General features: G+C 73.4%; 15 protein-coding genes. 9 read left to right on the top strand and 6 right to left on the bottom strand.

Annotated elements, in window-relative coordinates:
- Positions 1 to 44 precede the first annotated feature (44 nt).
- The 3 genes from rsgA to OG310_RS11285 form a co-directional block, all read right to left on the bottom strand.
- Positions 45 to 1055: a ribosome small subunit-dependent GTPase A gene (gene rsgA / locus OG310_RS11295; RefSeq protein WP_329455747.1), complete on the bottom strand. Its 1011-nt coding sequence runs from the start codon at positions 1053 to 1055 to the stop codon at positions 45 to 47.
- A 4-nt stretch (positions 1056 to 1059) separates the two neighbouring features.
- Entirely contained in the window at positions 1060 to 2451 is a 1392-nt protein-coding gene (gene aroA, locus OG310_RS11290) for a 3-phosphoshikimate 1-carboxyvinyltransferase (protein ID WP_329455746.1), read from the bottom strand.
- Between the two features lie 148 nt (positions 2452 to 2599).
- Complete coding sequence (locus OG310_RS11285; RefSeq protein WP_329455745.1) at positions 2600 to 3298, bottom strand: M50 family metallopeptidase; 699 nt, start codon at positions 3296 to 3298, stop codon at positions 2600 to 2602.
- A 138-nt stretch (positions 3299 to 3436) separates the two neighbouring features.
- On the opposite strand from OG310_RS11285, the gene OG310_RS11280 reads away from it, so the two are divergent.
- From OG310_RS11280 to def, 8 genes are all read left to right on the top strand, one after another.
- Positions 3437 to 4252 (top strand): SOS response-associated peptidase, encoded by an 816-nt coding sequence (locus OG310_RS11280; protein WP_329455744.1) that lies wholly within the window; start codon positions 3437 to 3439, stop codon positions 4250 to 4252.
- 132 nt (positions 4253 to 4384) lie between these two features.
- Positions 4385 to 5053, top strand: a complete 669-nt coding sequence (locus OG310_RS11275) for an alpha/beta hydrolase family protein (RefSeq protein WP_329455743.1) — start codon at positions 4385 to 4387, stop codon at positions 5051 to 5053.
- 271 nt (positions 5054 to 5324) lie between these two features.
- Positions 5325 to 5990, top strand: coding sequence for a sigma-70 family RNA polymerase sigma factor (locus OG310_RS11270; protein ID WP_329460128.1), 666 nt, complete (start codon positions 5325 to 5327; stop codon positions 5988 to 5990).
- On the top strand, positions 5987 to 6304 hold the full coding sequence (gene rsrA / locus OG310_RS11265; protein WP_329455742.1) for a mycothiol system anti-sigma-R factor: 318 nt from the start codon (positions 5987 to 5989) through the stop codon (positions 6302 to 6304). Before OG310_RS11270 ends, rsrA begins: the two co-directional genes overlap by 4 nt.
- A 243-nt stretch (positions 6305 to 6547) precedes the next feature.
- Entirely contained in the window at positions 6548 to 8083 is a 1536-nt protein-coding gene (locus OG310_RS11260) for an HD-GYP domain-containing protein (RefSeq protein ID WP_329455741.1), read from the top strand.
- Positions 8084 to 8274: 191 nt separating this feature from the next.
- A complete protein-coding gene (locus OG310_RS11255) occupies positions 8275 to 9459 on the top strand; it encodes an HD-GYP domain-containing protein (RefSeq protein WP_443078604.1) in 1185 nt (394 codons plus the stop codon).
- Between the two features lie 91 nt (positions 9460 to 9550).
- Positions 9551 to 10555, top strand: a complete 1005-nt coding sequence (locus tag OG310_RS11250) for a tetratricopeptide repeat protein (RefSeq protein WP_329455740.1) — start codon at positions 9551 to 9553, stop codon at positions 10553 to 10555.
- Positions 10556 to 10746: 191 nt separating this feature from the next.
- Positions 10747 to 11400, top strand: a complete 654-nt coding sequence (def, locus tag OG310_RS11245; protein WP_329455739.1) for a peptide deformylase — start codon at positions 10747 to 10749, stop codon at positions 11398 to 11400.
- Positions 11401 to 11448: 48 nt separating this feature from the next.
- On the opposite strand, the gene OG310_RS11240 is transcribed toward def, so the two are convergent.
- A complete protein-coding gene (locus OG310_RS11240; protein ID WP_329455738.1) occupies positions 11449 to 12453 on the bottom strand; it encodes a GlxA family transcriptional regulator in 1005 nt (334 codons plus the stop codon).
- A 93-nt stretch (positions 12454 to 12546) separates the two neighbouring features.
- Here OG310_RS11240 and OG310_RS11235 point away from each other — a divergent pair, with 93 nt between their 5' ends.
- Positions 12547 to 12744, top strand: coding sequence for a hypothetical protein (locus OG310_RS11235; RefSeq protein ID WP_329455737.1), 198 nt, complete (start codon positions 12547 to 12549; stop codon positions 12742 to 12744).
- On the opposite strand, the gene OG310_RS11230 is transcribed toward OG310_RS11235, so the two are convergent.
- Together OG310_RS11230 and OG310_RS11225 are read right to left on the bottom strand one after the other, a co-directional pair.
- Positions 12705 to 13268, bottom strand: coding sequence for a hypothetical protein (locus tag OG310_RS11230; protein WP_329455736.1), 564 nt, complete (start codon positions 13266 to 13268; stop codon positions 12705 to 12707). The two genes, OG310_RS11235 and OG310_RS11230, sit on opposite strands and share 40 nt — an antisense overlap.
- Before the next feature lie 112 nt (positions 13269 to 13380).
- Entirely contained in the window at positions 13381 to 15468 is a 2088-nt protein-coding gene (locus OG310_RS11225; RefSeq protein ID WP_329455735.1) for a putative Ig domain-containing protein, read from the bottom strand.
- Between the last annotated feature and the right edge of the window lie 328 nt (positions 15469 to 15796).

Below are 15796 nucleotides of genomic sequence, written 5' to 3'. Positions count from 1 at the left end.
TGTCGGGGCGTCAGGCGCCGGGCACCGGCGCGCGCCGGGCGGGGTCAGTCGCCCTCGTGCCGCTCCCGCGTGGCGAGGAGCCTGCGCAGTGAGTAGAGCCGGGCCGGGTCCGCGTGGCCCTCGGCCACCCACGCGTCCAGCGCGCACTCCGGCTCGTCGTGGCTGCACGCGCGCGGGCAGCCCTCCGTGCCCGGCACGAGGTCGGGGAAGGCGAGGATCACGCGCGACGGGTCGATGTGCGCCAGCCCGAACGACCGGATGCCGGGCGTGTCGACGACCCAGCCGTCTGCCTTCGCGAGCGGCAGCGCGAGGGCGGAGACCGTCGTGTGCCTGCCGCGTCCCGTGACCGAGTTGACCAGCCCCGTGATCCGCTGCCTGTCGTCCGCCACCAGCGAGTTGACGAGTGTGGTCTTGCCGACGCCGGAGTGCCCGACGAACGCCGTCGTCCGGTCCTTGAGCAGTTCCCGTACCCGCTCGGCGTCCGCGCCGCCCGCCAGCTCGTCGTGTCGGGTGACGACGTAGCGCACGCCGAGCGGGCGGTACGTCTCCAGCAGCGGCTCCGCCGACGCGAGGTCCGACTTGGTCAGGACGAGCAGTGGTTCGAGCCCGCCGTCGTACGCGGCCACCAGCGCCCGGTCGATCAGCCGGGGGCGCGGCTCCGGGTCCGCGAGGGCCGTCACGATCGCGAGTTGGTCGGCGTTGGCGACGATCACCCGCTCGTAGGGGTCGTCGTCGTCCGCCGTGCGCCGCAGCAGCGAGGTGCGCGGCGCGATCCGCACGATCCGCGCGAGCGTGTCCTTCGCGCCGGTCAGGTCGCCGACGATACTCACCCGGTCACCCACGACCGCGGCCTTGCGGCCCAGCTCCCTGGCCTTCATCGCCATCACGACCCGCTCGCCGACCAGGCAGGTCAGCCGGCCCCGGTCCACGGTCAGCACCATGCCCTCGGACGCGTCCTCGTGCTTCGGCCTGATGTTCGTACGCGGTCGGCTGCCCTTCGGGTTCGGGCGGGTGCGGATGTCGTCCTCGTCGGGGTTCTTGCCGTAGCGGCGCATCGCGTCAGACCCCCGCGACCGCTGCGGCGCCCGCCAGCATCTCGGTCCACATGCGGGGGAAGTCGGGGAGGGTCTTCGCCGTCGTCGCCACGTTCTCGATCTCGATGCCGGGAACGGCGAGGCCGAGGACCGAGCCCGCCGTCGCCATCCGGTGGTCGTCGTACGTGTGGAAGACGCCGCCGTGCAGCGGGCGCGGCCGGATGACCAGGCCGTCGGGCGTCTCGGTGACGTCACCGCCCAGCTCGTTGATCTCCTTGGTCAGCGCGGCCAGCCGGTCCGTCTCGTGCATCCGCAGGTGCGCCACCCCGCGCAGTGTGGACGGGGAGTCCGCGAGCGCGGCCACGGCGGCGATGCCGGGGGCGAGCTCGCCGACCGCGCTGAGGTCGGCGTCGATGCCGTGCACGCGCCCCGAGCCGGCGAAGGTGAGCGCGGTGCCCTCGTGCGTGGACACGATGCCGCAGGATCCGCCCATCCGGGTGAAGATCGACCGCAGCGCGTCGCCCGGCTGCGTGGTGTTGGTGGGCCAGTCGGGGACGGTCACCCGGCCGCCGGTGATCAGCGCCGCGGCCAGGAACGGCTGCGCGTTGGACAGGTCGGGCTCGACCGTCAGGTCCCGGCCGAGCAGGGCCCCGCTGCGCACCCGCCAGACGTCCGGCTCCCCGCCGGTCTCCGGCTCGTCGACCCGCGCGCCCACGGCACGCAGCATGTCGACCGTCATCCGGATGTGCGGCAGCGACGGGAGGGCGCCGCCGACGTGCCGTACCTCCACGCCCTGGTTGAAGCGGGGCGCGGACAGCAGCAGTGCCGAGACGAACTGGGACGAGGCGGAGGCGTCGATCTCCACCCGCCCGCCGTCGAGTACGCCGCAGCCGTGCACGGTCAGCGGCAGTGAGCCCCGGTTGTGGTCGTCGATCCGCGCGCCCAGCGCCCGCAGCGCCTGGATGACGACGCCGAGGGGCCGCTCGTAGGACCGGGGGTCGCCGTCGAAGCTCACCGGGCCGTCCGCGAGGGCCGCCACCGGCGGCAGGAACCGCATCACGGTGCCCGCGTTGCCGACGTGGACGTCCGCCGGGCCGTGCAGGCCGGCCGGGATGATCCGCCACGCCTCGCCGGTGGTGGCGGCCTCGCCGGTGTCGCCCATGCCGCGTGAGGACTGCGAGGACGACGAGACCGTCTCCTCGATGCCCACGCCCATGGCCCGCAGCGCGTCGGCCATCAGCAGGGTGTCGCGCGACCTGAGCGGGCGGCGCAGCCACCCGGGCTCGGCGGCCAGGGCGGCGAGCACCAGCGCCCGGTTGGTGACCGACTTGGAACCGGGCACGGTGACCGTCGCTTCGACGGGCCCCGTCGCATGGGGGGCGGGCCAGAGGGCGGGCTGCGCGGGACTGTCGGTCATGGCCTTCACTTTAGTGGCTGCGCCCGAAGGGGGATTCCTGCCAAAAACGCCGAAACAGGGGCGTAATCCGGCCGTGGTAGCGCAGGGTGCGCGTTTGGGGCGGCCCGGTCGGGCCCGCCCTGCTGCCGTGGGCAGGTGCCGGGGCCCCTCACAGGCCGAGCAGCCAGCGCCCGCCGCCGATCAGGCAGCACAGGGACACCACGTGGAAGAGGAAGAACCAGAGGCCCGCACCCACCCCGGTCAGGCGCCCCAGCTGGTCCGCGTCCGAGTCGCCCGCCCCGCCCGCGCGCCGCTTGGCCTGCAGCTCGAAGGCCGGACGTATACCGCCCAGCAGCAGGAACCAGACGACCGTGTAGGTGAACGCCGCCTGCACCGCCGGCCCGGTCAGCCAGGAGACCAGGACGAACGCGGCTCCCGCGACGAGCACCGTCAGTACCCCGTACGCGTTGCGGATCATCACCAGCATCGCGACCAGCAGGACCGTCGCCGACCACAGCAGGAGCGTGATGTGGTGCGCCGCCAGCAGCCAGGCGCCGCCGAGGCCCAGCAGCGGCGGTGCCGTGTAACCCGCGGCGGCCGTGAGGATCATGCCGAGGCCGGTCGGCTTGCCCCGGCTCACGGTCAGGCCCGAGGTGTCCGAGTGCAGCCGGATGCCGTCCAGCTTGCGGCCCATGACCAGCGCGACGAGTCCGTGGCCGCCCTCGTGCGCGATCGTCACCGCGTTGCGGGTGACACGCCAGAGCCCGCGCGGTGTCACGCAGAGCAGCGCCAGCACCCCCGTCGCCACCACCAGCCAGATGTCGGGCCCCGGCTGGGTCCCGAAGATCCTGTCCCACAGATCGTCCATGGCGCGCTCCTGTCCGGGCGGGGTGGGTGAGCTGGCAGTGTGCCAGGGCCTCCCGGCAACGCCCGGGGCGGGGCTTTGGCTCCCGCCCCGGCGATGACCTAGCGTTGCGGCAGCAGGCCTGAGGGGTGGTGGACGGACATGTGCGGCCGGTACGCGGCGAGCAGGGCGCCCGAGGAGCTGCGGAGCGTGTTCGGGGTCGAGCGGTGGGACCCCGAGGAGAGCTTCGCGCCCGACTGGAACGTGGCGCCGACCAAGGAGGTACGGGCGATCCTGGAGCGCGTCCCCAAGGACGACCCGGGCGCCGGAGCGGTGCGCCAGCTGCGCACGCTGAAGTGGGGTCTCGTCCCCTCCTGGTCGAAGACGCCCGACGGCGGTGCCCGCCTGATCAACGCGCGCGCCGAGACCGTCCACGAGAAGTCCTCGTACCGGCGGCCCTTCGGGGCCCGGCGCTGCATCCTGCCCGCGGACGGCTACTACGAGTGGATGACCGGCGCCGACGAGCGGCAGCTGGAGGAGAAGGGGAAGAAGAAGCGCCCCCGCAAGCAGCCCTACTTCGTCACCCCCGCCGACGGGTCGGTCATGGCGCTCGCCGGCCTCTACGAGTTCTGGCGTGACACGACCCTGCCGGGGGACCATCCGCGCGCCTGGTGGGTCACCTGCACGGTGATCACGACGGAGGCGGAGACCGCGCCGCTGGCCGCCGCCCCGGAGCAGGGGCCGCGCTCGCTGTCCGACATCCACCCGAGGATGCCGCTGATGCTGACCCCCGACCGGTGGGACGCGTGGCTCGACCCGGCCAGGACCGACGTGGACGAGCTGCGGCCGCTGCTGGCACCGCCGCCGGCGGGGCTGATGCGCGCGTACCCCGTCAGGGCGGCCGTCTCCGACGTCCGCAACAACGGTCCCGAGCTGGTCGAGGAGCTGGAGGCACCGGAGGAGACCACCCTCTTCTGAGCCGCCGTGGCCGCGGCCAGTGGCCGTGTTCCCCCGCCCGCTCCCCGTCCGGGCGGTACGAGCGCGCGCCCGCGGGCGCGTGCACGCGGGCGCGGACGCCGCCACGGGCGCCTGCGAGGCACCATGGGGCGCATGAGCAGCCGTACCACCGCCCCCGTCGAACGCATCACCGTCGACACCCCCGCGGGACCCGCCAGAATCACCTGGTGCCCGTCGCACGACCCCCGGCTCGTCCTGACGCTCGGCCACGGCGCGGGCGGCGGCATCGAGGCGCGGGACCTGAGCGCGCTCGCCGCCGCGCTGCCGCTCGACGGGTTCACCGTGGCCCTCGTCGAGCAGCCCTGGCGTGTCGCGGGCAAGAAGGTGGCGCCCGCGCCCAGGACGCTGGACACCGCCTGGCGCGCCCTGTGGCCGACGCTCGTCGAGCGGGCCCGGGGGCTGCCCCTCGTCGCGGGTGGCCGCAGCGCGGGCGCGCGCGTCGCCTGCCGTACGGGTGCCGGGCTCGGCGCCCACGCGGTGCTCGCGCTCAGTTTCCCGCTGCACCCGCCGGGCCGGCCGGAGAAGTCACGGGACGAGGAACTGTTCTCCACCGACCTGCCCACCCTGGTGGTGCAGGGCGGCGCCGACCCTTTCGGCAAGCCCGCCGAGTATCCCGAGGGCGACTTCGAGCTGCTGGAGATCGCGTACGGCGACCACGGCTTCGCGGTCCCGAAACGGGCGCCCCTGACCCAGGACGACGCCCTGCGGACCCTCACCGAAGGGGTCGCCACGTGGCTCGCGGGACTGGGGAATGCCCGCTGAGTGACTGCTGTTGTGAGAGGCACCGGTACGGTCGGCCGGTGAACCGAGCAGGAAGAGGGAGTCCCGCCTCATGGGTTCCATCATGTGTCCCAGCCGCTCCGATGCCGCGCGCCCCGGTGCGAACGGCATGGACTGGGCGGTGATGTCCGCCGGGGCGAGCAGCCGAGTGCTGGGTGCCGCCACGCCGGACCAGCAGACCTCGAAGCACGATGGTCGACTATTCTCCGATGCGAGTGGGGTCGGGTTCGGCTCCGCGACCGCATTGGAGGAGGTGGGTCCGGTCACTGGGACTGAAGCAGGGACGACGGACGACGGACACATCGAAGAGACCGCTGCCGAGCGCAGCGCCCGCTTCGAGCGCGACGCCCTGGGCTACCTCGACCAGATGTACTCGGCCGCCCTGCGCATGACGCGCAACCCGGCGGACGCGGAGGACCTCGTGCAGGAAACGTACGCCAAGGCGTACGGCTCCTTCCACCAGTTCCGCGAGGGCACCAACCTCAAGGCGTGGATGTACCGCATCCTCACGAACACGTTCATCAACTCGTACCGCAAGAAGCAGCGCGAGCCCCAGCGCAGTGCCGCTGAGGAGATCGAGGACTGGCAGCTGGCGAGAGCTGAGTCGCACTCGTCCACCGGCCTTCGCTCCGCCGAGGCCGAGGCGCTCGACCGGCTGCCCGACTCGGACGTCAAGACGGCCCTCCAGGCGATCCCGGAGGAGTTCCGCATCGCGGTGTATCTCGCCGATGTCGAGGGCTTTGCCTACAAGGAGATCGCGGACATCATGGGAACACCCATCGGTACGGTGATGTCCAGGCTCCACCGTGGCCGCCGCCAGCTGCGCGGAATGCTGGAGGACTACGCCCGTGACCGGGGGCTCGTCCCGGCGGGTGCTGCCGGTAAGTCGTCCGACAACGGGAAAGGCGCGGACTCATGAGCTGCGGAGAGCCGCATGAGACGGATTGCGCCGAGGTACTCGACCACCTCTACGAGTTCCTCGACCACGAGATGCCCGCCGGCGAGGGGCACAAGCTGGAGGTGCACTTCGAGGAGTGCTCCCCCTGCCTGGAGAAGTACGGCCTGGAGCAGGCCGTCAAGAAGCTCGTGAAGCGCTGCTGCGGCCACGACGACGTCCCCTCGGACCTGCGCGACAAGGTCATGGGCCGGATCCAGCTGATCAGGTCGGGCCAGACCCCGCCGGACGTCGAGCTCTCCACCGACGCCGACTCCCACCGCGCCACCGCGGAATAGCGCCCTCCGCCACGGTCGGCCGGCGACCGTGCGGGGTACCGCGCCGACGTACACCACGTACAGCTCTCGAACGGCCGCGCGCAGGCGAACCGGGGCCCTTGTCACCCGAAGGTGCTAATCGGGCGCATCGGCCCACGGCGCCCCCGCCACGTCACTAGCCTGGCCCGTTGTTCGGTCCCGGATGCTCGCACCTCCGGTCGAGTCCGGACGGCGGGTGGGGACGACGAGGGGGCGGGGGACGCCGTGAAGGCCATTCCGGGCGCGGCGCGCGCGTATGTGCTGGGCACGGCGCTGCTGGCGGGCGTCTGCGTGCTGCCCGGCGCCCTCGGGGCCGGAACACCCTGGCGAGCGGTGATCCCGCTCGCCCTTCTTTATGCCCTGTGCGAGACGCCGGTCCCCACGCGCCTCCTTCTCCGGTTGCGGACCGCGGGCGGCTCCCCGGACGCCACGGCGCCGGTCGCCGCCGGATCGTTCTTCCCCGTACTGCTGGCGGCGGCGTTCCTGCTGCCGCCCGCCGCCGCCGCGCTGGTGGCCGTGCCGGGCGCGCTGCTCGGGCGGGTCGAGCGGCGCCCGTACGCGACGCGGCGCCTGTGGCGCGCCGCGCAGCTGGCGGTGGCGACCTGGGCCGCCGCCCGCGCCCAGACGGCCTTCGGCGGCCCCGTCGCGCTCGGCGGCGGGGGCTACGGGCTGACCACTCCCGACTTCCCGTACGTCCTGCTGCCCGCCGGTGTCGCCGCGCTCGCCTTCTGCCTGGTCCTCGCCGCACTCGACGCGGGCATCCTCGCCACGGCGGAGCGGGTGCCGCTGCGCGCCGCCTGGCACGGGCTGCTGCCGCGTTCCCTGGCCGCGCACGGCGTGCACGCACTGGCCGGCCTGATGATGGCGGTCCTGTGGCGGGGCCCCTACGGGCCGCTGTCGTCGCTGTTCGTGCTGCTGCCCATGTCCGTCTCCTGCTGGGTCTTCGCGCAGTACCACCGCGAGCGGGCCGCGCACCAGGCCACGATCAGGGCTCTCGTACAGGCCGTCGACATCAAGGACAAGTACACGCGCGGCCACAGCGAGCGGGTGGGGCGGGCCTCCGCGATGATCGCGGCGGAACTCGGCATGGACCGGGACCGGCTGGAGGCGCTCCGCTTCGCCGGGATCCTGCACGACGTGGGCAAGCTGGGCGTGCCGACGCGGGTGCTGCGCAAGGACGGGCCGCTCACCGAGCAGGAGCGCCGGGTCATCGAGCTGCACCCCGAGTACGGGCACGAGATCGTGCGCGGCATCGGGTTCCTCGGGCAGGCGCGGTCCGCGATCCTGCACCACCACGAGCGCCTGGACGGCACCGGCTACCCGCACGGGCTGTGCGGCGACGAGATCCCCGAGTTCGCGCGGGTGGTCGCGGTGGCCGACGCGTTCGACGCGATGACGTCGACCCGCTCGTACCGCAGGGCCCGGCCGGTGGGGACGGCCGTCGCGGAGCTGCGGCGGTGCGCGGGCACGCAGTTCGACCCGGCGATGGTCGGGGCGCTGGTACGGGCGCTGGCGCGGCACGGCTGGGAGACGACGGTCACGGCGGACGAGACGGGGGCGGGCGCTCCGGCTTCCGCTCGTACCGCGCCGGGCGTCGGGCGGCCGGGTGGCCGGGGCGCGGGTGCGGTGGGCACGACGGCGGCCACGACGGTGCCGGGCCCCGGCGCGCACACCGTGGAAGGGCCCGCTTCCGGTGAGGATTCCGGTGCCGGGACCGGGCCCGCCGCAGCCCCTGCCGGACGCGGCGGGGGGCCGGCGTGAGACGGGGGGACGGCGGGACATGGCGGGCGGACGGCGCACGCCGCGGGCGCGGAGACCGGGCGGAAGGCCCCCGGGAGCGGGGCCGGGGCGCGCGGGGAGCGGGGCGGGCGGCCTGGTCGGCGCGTCCCGGCCGCGGCCGCCGTTCGCGCGGGGGCGCGGCCGTGAGGGCCCGGCGCGGGGCGCTTTACACGGTGCGCGCGCCGGCCGGTGTCCTCGTCGCCCTGGCCCTGGCCGGGACCCTGTGGCACGGGATGGCGGATCCGCGCAACGCCCTGGCCTTCGGCCTCTTCATCGCCGTGGGGGAGGCCGCACGGTGGGGCGCGGGCCCCGGCGAGCGGGAGTCCGCGCCGCTCGGCGCTGCGGGCGCCCTCGCGTACGCGCTGCTCGGGGAGAGCGCGGGGCGCCTCGCCGGGCACGGCGTGCTGCAGACGGTCGCCGTGACGTTCGCCGCCACCCTCGCCGGGGGCGCCCCGCACGGGCTCTCCCTCGACCACCTCGCCCGCCGCGCCCTCACGGTCGGGTTCGCGGCGGCCTGCTTCCAGCCCTGGTACGTCCTCGGCGGGTCCTCCTACGTGGCCCTGCTCCTGCTGCTGCTCGTGCTGACCGCCCTGTGCGACGCCGTGCTCTCCGCCGTCCTGCGCCGGGCCCGGAGCACCGACCCCTTCGGGCCGCTGCTCCGCGAGGAGCTGCGCTCACTGGTCGGCATCGCGCCGGCGGTCTGCGCCACGGGGGTCGTGATAGCGCTCGGGGTGGCCGTGGCCGGGCTGTGGGCGCTGCCGGTGTTCTGTGTGCCGCTGCTGCTCACCCAGCTCTCCTTCCGCCGGTACGCGGCCATCCGCACCACCTACCGGCAGACGATCGCCTCGCTGGCGCGCGCGACCGAGATAGCCGGCTACACCCGGCAGGGCCACGCCCGCCGGGTCGCCGAGCTCAGCTGCGCCGTCGGGCGGGACCTCGGCCTGTCGGGACGCGAGCTGACCGTTCTGGAGTACGCGGCGCTGATGCACGATATCGGCCAGCTGTCGCTGGTCGACCCGGTGCCCGAGGGGGCGACCGCGTCGCTGCCCGCGGCCGAGCAGCGGCGGATCGCCCTGCTCGGCGGGGCTGTCGTGCGGCAGACCGGCGTGGCGCCCGCGGTGGCCGTCGTCGTCGAGCGGCAGGCCGATCCGTACGGTGAGCAGCCGCTGCCCGCCCGGATCGTCCGCGCCGTCAACGCGTACGACGACCTGGCAGGTGACAACCGCTGCCCGAGCGGGCCGCTGTACGCACTGGAGCGTCTGCGGCTGGGCACGGCGCGTGACTACCACCCCGACGTGGTGGAATCCCTCGCACGTGTCCTCGCACGAGGCGGTCTTACCGGGGCTCCGGCTGGGTAGCCCGTGAGTAGAGAGCACGCATCCGGCATGGTTGGATGCGAAGAAGACAGTGTCCTGGGGTAATGACCCGAGCGACCGGCAGGCGGGAATCGTGAGGATCTTCGGGAAGGTACGGCATCGGCCCTCCGCCTCGTGGCGGCAGGCCACCGACCGCGCGTTCACGCTGATCGGTGACGGCCGGTACGACGACGCGGGCGCGCTGCTGACCCGCGCGGCCGACATGGAGCCGTGGCTGTCGGAGTCCTGGTTCAACCTGGCGTTGCTGCACAAGTTCCGGCACGACTGGGACCAGGCGCGCGCGGCGGGACTGCGGGCCGTGGCGCTGCTGGACAAGGAGGCCGGGGCCCCCGACTGGTGGAACGTCGGCATCTCCGCCACCGCCCTGCAGGACTGGCCGCTGGCGCGCCGCGCCTGGCAGGCGTACGGCCTGAACGTGCCGGGCAGCCCGCACAGCGCGGAGGCGGCCGAGGAGCCGGAGGGCATGGACCTCGGCAGTGCGGCGGTGCGGCTCTCCCCGGAGGGCGAGGCCGAGGTCGTGTGGGGCCGCAGGCTCGATCCGGCGCGTATCGAGGTGCTGTCGATCCCGCTGCCGTCGTCCGGCAGGCGCTGGGGCGAGGTCGTCCTGCACGACGGGGTGCCGAACGGGGAGCGCACCACAGCCGGCTCCTCGGACGGATCGCCGCACGTGTATCCGGTGTTCGACGAGATCGAGCTGTGGGCCCCGTCGCCCGTGCCGACCTGGGTGGTGCTGCTGGAGGCGGCGGCCGAGGAGGACCGGGACGCGCTGGAGCAGCTCGCCGCGGACGCCGGGTTCGCCGCCGAGGACTGGTCGTCGTCGGTGCGGCTGCTGTGCCGTACGTGCTCGGAGAGCCGGATGCCGAGCGCCGAGGGCGAGGGCGAGTACCTCGACCCGCACGATCACAGTGAGCCGGGCCACCCCGGTCCGCTCGGGCACCGCACGCCCGGGGAGCTGTGGACGCCCGAGCGCGAGTGCGGCATCGCCGCGCCCCAGGGGCTGGTGCGCGGTCTGCTCGACGGCTGGGTGGCGGACAGCCCCGACAGCCGCGAGTGGCGCGACCTCGAAGAGGTCTGCTGACCTGGTCGGGCCCGGACGGCCGAGGCCGCGGTGGCCCGGCTTCAGGGACCTTCCGGGGCCCGTGGTGTCCTCGGCGGGCGCCGTCCCCTCGGACCTGCCCTTAGGCTGTACGGGCACATCGCGCGGCCCCGCGCGGGCCCGGGCGCGGTGCGCCAAGCGGCACAACGGTACCCAGGAAGGCAACTGCGGACATGACGCAGCAGGAGACGGACCAGCGGATCGGCGAGGGCGTCCTCGCGACGGACGAGGACGGGTTCGTCGTGGACACGGTGGACGCCGAGGAGCGCGAGAGCGCGCACCGGGAGCGCGGCACGTCCCGCCCGATCACCGTCGTGGGGCACCCGATGCTCCACCGTGAGTGCCGTACGGTCACCGCGTTCGACGCTGAGCTGGCCCAGCTGGTCGACGACATGTTCGCGAGCCAGCGGACCGCCGAGGGCGTCGGCCTCGCCGCCAACCAGATCGGCGTGGACTACAAGGTCTTCGTCTACGACTGCCAGGACGACGACGGTGTGCGCCACGTGGGCGCCGTCTGCAACCCGGTGCTGGTCGACCTGGACCCGGAACAGCGCCGGCTGGACGACTCCAACGAGGGCTGCCTGTCCGTGCCGACCGCGTACGCGGAGCTGGCCCGCACCGACTACGCGGAGGTGCGCGGACAGGACCTGCGGGGCAACGACATCGCGGTGCGCGGCACCGGCTACTTCGCGCGCTGCCTCCAGCACGAGACGGACCATCTGTACGGGTACCTGTACATCGACCGCCTCTCCAAGCGTGACCGCAAGGACGCCCTGAAGCAGATGGCCGAGGGCACCCCGCGCTACGAGACCGTCGCCAACGACTGACGCGGCCGGCCGGCGCCCGGGGTGAACGCCGGGCAACCGGTCCGGCGCTCAGGCCCGTTGGGGCGTTCGGCCGGCGACGGGCCGGGTGCCGTCCGGCGCGTCCGCGCCGCGGAACGTGCGCCGGTAGGCGTGCGGGGTCGTGCTCAGGGTCCGCAGGAAGTGGTGGCGCAGTGTCGCCGCGTTGCCGAAGCCGGCCCGGCCCGCCACCGCGTCCACCGTCTCTTCCGTACCCTCCAGCAACTCCTGTGCCAGCAGCACCCGTTGGCGCAGCAGCCAGCGGTACGGCGTGGTGCCCGTCTCCTGCTGGAAGCGACGGGCGAAGGTGCGCGGCGCCATGTGCGCCCGCTCCGCCAGCTGCTCGACGGTGATCTCCCGGTCCAGATGGCGCTCCATCCACGCCAGCACCCCGCCGACCGTGTCGCAACTGTTCCTCGGCACCGGCCGCTCGATGAACTGCGCCTGGCCGCCGTCGCGATGGGGCGGGACCACCATGCGGCGGGCGATGGCGTTGGCCACCTTGGGCCCGTGTTCGAGGCGGACGAGTTCGAGACAGGCGTCGATGCCCGCGGCGGTGCCCGCCGAGGTGATGACCGGGCCGTCCGCCACGTAGAGCACGTCCGGCTGGACGTCGGCGCGCGGGTGGGCCAGTCGCAGCTCGTCCGCCTGCCGCCAGTGCACCGAGCAGCGGCGGCCGTCGAGCAGGCCCGCCGCGCCGAGGGCGAAGACGCCCGTGCAGACGCTCAGGACCCAGGCGCCCCGGTCCACGGCCCGGCGCAGCGCGTCCAGCAGCTGCGGCGGGAACGTGCGGCGCGTGTAGTCGTTGCCCGCGGGCACGCAGATCAGGTCAGCGGCGTCGAGCCGGTCGAGGCCGTGCAGGTTCCCGATGGTGAAGCCGCAGTGGGTGGAGAGTGTCGGGCCCTCGGCTGACGCCACCGCGAACTCGTAGACGGGAAGCCCCTCGTCGCTGCGGTCGAGGCCGAACACCTCGCACACGACGCCGAGTTCGAAGGGGTGCACGCCGTCGAGCAGGACGGCGGCCACGTTGTTCAGCATGCCCACCAGTGTGCACGACGATGGCAGTAATGCGATGGTGCACGGCAGTTCTGCCACTGACGGTAAGGAGTCAGCGGCGGAACACTGGTGTTCATGAACGCAACTGTGGACAACTTCCTCGGCATCCTCATCGACCTCGGGATCTTCGTGCTCGTGGCGCTCCCGTCCCTGTTCGGACTCGCCCACGAGCGGCGGGTGGACCGTCAGCTCAGGGCCGCCGCCCGTCAGGACGCCGGGCGGCCACCGCGGACTCAGGCCCTCGTCACGACCACCGTGACGGTCCACTCCTGAAGTCCCCCGCAGGAGATCCGGCCCGGCTCGTGCGGGCACAACGGGCGGGACGAGGTCAGCCGGACCGTCCCGGCCGACACGGCCCGGTAGGCGGCGGACGCGTCCCCCGCCCGGTGGACGATGCCGCCGCTGGTCGGCTCCAGGCCGCTGCCGTCACGCGTGACGGGCTGCCAGGGCCTGGGAGTGGTGCCGTCCAGCAAGACGCGGATCGTGTCCCCGGCCGCCAGGCAGAAGGTATGACCGGTGTCGGCCGCCCCGAGTTCCCGCTGCGCCGTCGCGCAGCCCCGGCCGGGCGGGGACGAGGACGGTGGCGGTGTCGGGGGCGCGGACGACGGTGACGGCGAAGGGGGCGGTGACGACGAAGAGGGCGGTGAAGGCAGGGGCGATGACGCGGGCGGTCCCGGGGACGACGGTGATGCGGTGCCGCTGCTGCCCGCCTCACTTCCGCCCGGTGTTCCACAGCCCGCGAGGAGCAGGGTCAGAGCCGTGAGGGCGATGGTCCTGGCGCAGGTCGTTCGACGCATGGGGGTGGCCTCCTTGCGGGTGGGACGTGCCACCGGTGGATCAGGATCCATCGGGCCCGCGTGACGCGTGAGGGGGCCCCGGCCGCCGCTGCGGCCGGGGCCCCCTCCTGGCTCAGCCGGTCGTCAGGGCGGTGTCGTCCACGACGAAGCTGGTCTGCAGCGAGGAGTCCTCGACGCCGCTGAACTTCAGCGTGACGGTGGAACCGGCGAAGGAGGACAGGTCAAAGGTCTTCTGCGTGTAACCCGTGGCCTTGTTGAGGTTGGAGTAGGTCGCCAGCGTGCTGGAGCCGGCGGTGACGGTGAGCTTGTCGTAGGCCGTGCTGGTGCTGGTCTCCGACGTGTCGACGTGCAGGTAGAAGGTGAACTTGGCCGTGCAGCCCGCGGGGATTCTCACCGACTGGGACACCGTGTCGGTGTGCGTGGCGCCGTAGCCGTCCAGCCAGGCCTTGTAGGAGCCGGCGTGCGCCGCCTCACCGGAGTCGGTCGTGATGACGCCGCTCGACGCGGTCCACGAGGTGTTGCCCGACTCGAAGCCCGGGTTCGCGAGCAGCTGCGCCGAGGTGCAGCCGCCGCCGGAGGTGCTCACGGTCCAGGTGAACGAGGCCGAACCGGAGGCGCCCGTGCTGTCCTTCGCGGTGACGGTGACGGCGTAGGTGCCCGCGGTGCTCGCCGTGCCGGAGATCAGTCCGGTCGAGGCGTTGACCGACAGTCCGGTCGGCAGGCCGGTCGCGCTGTAGGTGAGGGCCGCGCCCGTGCTGTCGCTGGCCGCGATCTGCAGGCTCACCGAACTGCCCGTCGTCGTGGACTGGTTGCCGGGGCTGGTGACGCTCACGGTGCCGCCGGTGCTCGTGCCGGCGGTGAAGGCGGCCGTGCCGTTGGGGGTGCCCCAGCCGGTCGGGCCGTCGTAGCCGCTGCCCGCGGTGCAGAAGTACGAGGGGGAGCAGGAGCCGTTGTTGCCGCTCGTCACGTCGTTCAGGTTCGACGTGTGGGTGTACGGGTACTTCGCCGGGTAGTCGGCGGAGCCGGGGGTGCCGGCCAGCGCGTAGACACCGGCGATGATCGGGGACGAGGCACTGGTGCCGCCGTAGACCGCCCAGCCGGAGCCGCCGTAGGTGTCGTAGACCGCCACGCCGGTGGCGGGGTCGGCGACCGCGGAGACGTCGGACTCCATACGCCGCGAGCAGCCGGTGTCGGTCTGCCAGGTGGGCTTCGCGTCGTACGCGGAGCAGCCGGAGCCGGTGCCCTCGGTGCTGTTGGTCTTCCAGACCGACTCGCTCCAGCCGCGGGTGCTGGACGAGGTGGTCAGCGCGGTGCCCCCGACGGCGGTCACGTACTGGGACGTGGCCGGGTACTCGGCACCGTAGGCCTCGTCACCCGAGGAGACGGTGATCGCGACGCCCGGGTGCTTGAAGTACGAGGTGTCCTCGCCGGTCTGCGAGGAGGACTCGTCGCCGCCCCAGCTGTTGGAGACGAACTTCGCGCCGAGCGCGACCGCTTCGTTCTCCGCCGCGCCGAGGTTGGCGTCGGTCGGCGAGTTGGCCTCGACCAGAATGATCTTGCAGTTCGGGCAGATCGCGCTGACCATGTCGATGTCGAGCGCTTCCTCGCCGGCCCAGCCGCTGTCGTTCGTCGGCAGCGAGGTGGTCGAACCGGTCTGGCTGACCTGCTTGAAGCAGCCGTTGGCGACCGTGCAGGCGGACAGGCCGAACTGCGAGCGGTACGTCGCCAGGTCGGAGGCGGCGTTGGGGTCGTTGTACGCGTCGACGAGGGCGACGGTCAGACCGGAGCCACCGGTCGAGGGCAGGTTGTAGGCGCTGTGCAGGTTGGCCGGGCTCAGGCCGGACACCGCGTTCGGGGAGACCGCGGCGGCGAGCTTCTGGGCGATGTCGGTCCTGCGCTGCGCGAAGCAGGACATCGTGCCGGGCCGGGTGGCCTCCGCGCACAGGTGCTCGGTCGCGACCTTCTGGCCGGGCGTGCCGGTCGCGTGCACCGCCTGCCGGGCGGGGTCGGTCAGGGCCCTGGCGTTCTGGGTGGTCTGGGAAACCTGGGAGACCTGGGGAGCCGGTGCGGGCTGCGCGCCGGCGGCCGGGGCCGCCGCGAAGCCGGCGAGGCCGAGGGCGAGGGCCGGAAGGGCCCTGGTGAGGAGTCTTCGCAGGCTCCGGGCGGGTCTGCCTGAGGGTATCGGGCGCTGGGAACGCATGGGGGTGTCGCCTCCATCGATTCGAGGCCGGTACCGCGAGGCCCGGGTGGGGCCGCGGTGCCACAGCCGGAAATGAGGGTTCTCGGCGCTCTGAAGGGCAGGCTCGTGACGCGCGTAGCGCGAACCGTCGGGAGACCGGTCCATATGCGTCATGGACATGCCAATTCAGTCGTCCTGCCGTGCCGCTGGGTGGCGACTCGGCGGGACGGCCAGAACGTAGCCGGACCCGGCGGCCTCGAACAGCCGTGCTGGCAGAACTTTGCCGCTCCATGGACGGGAATTGGAAAGGGTATTGGCGGCACGGGAGCGGCCGCGTGACGGCAGCCGG

The organism is Streptomyces sp. NBC_01497, from assembly GCF_036250695.1.
GTDB lineage: Bacteria > Actinomycetota > Actinomycetes > Streptomycetales > Streptomycetaceae > Streptomyces.
This window is presented reverse-complemented; position numbering and strand designations above follow the sequence as displayed.

Bases quoted from the DNA above. Each gene is read 5' to 3' on its own strand.
- rsrA (WP_329455742.1), top strand. From the start codon at position 5,987: ATGAGCTGCGGAGAGCCGCATGAGACGGATTGCGCCGAGGTACTCGAC.
- OG310_RS11240 (WP_329455738.1), bottom strand. From the start codon at position 12,453: ATGCTGAACAACGTGGCCGCCGTCCTGCTCGACGGCGTGCACCCCTTC.
- rsgA (WP_329455747.1), bottom strand. From the start codon at position 1,055: ATGCGCCGCTACGGCAAGAACCCCGACGAGGACGACATCCGCACCCGC.
- OG310_RS11230 (WP_329455736.1), bottom strand. From the start codon at position 13,268: ATGCGTCGAACGACCTGCGCCAGGACCATCGCCCTCACGGCTCTGACC.
- OG310_RS11285 (WP_329455745.1), bottom strand. From the start codon at position 3,298: ATGGACGATCTGTGGGACAGGATCTTCGGGACCCAGCCGGGGCCCGAC.
- OG310_RS11275 (WP_329455743.1), top strand. From the start codon at position 4,385: ATGAGCAGCCGTACCACCGCCCCCGTCGAACGCATCACCGTCGACACC.
- OG310_RS11225 (WP_329455735.1), bottom strand. From the start codon at position 15,468: ATGCGTTCCCAGCGCCCGATACCCTCAGGCAGACCCGCCCGGAGCCTG.
- def (WP_329455739.1), top strand. From the start codon at position 10,747: ATGACGCAGCAGGAGACGGACCAGCGGATCGGCGAGGGCGTCCTCGCG.
- aroA (WP_329455746.1), bottom strand. From the start codon at position 2,451: ATGACCGACAGTCCCGCGCAGCCCGCCCTCTGGCCCGCCCCCCATGCG.
- OG310_RS11280 (WP_329455744.1), top strand. From the start codon at position 3,437: ATGTGCGGCCGGTACGCGGCGAGCAGGGCGCCCGAGGAGCTGCGGAGC.
- OG310_RS11235 (WP_329455737.1), top strand. From the start codon at position 12,547: ATGAACGCAACTGTGGACAACTTCCTCGGCATCCTCATCGACCTCGGG.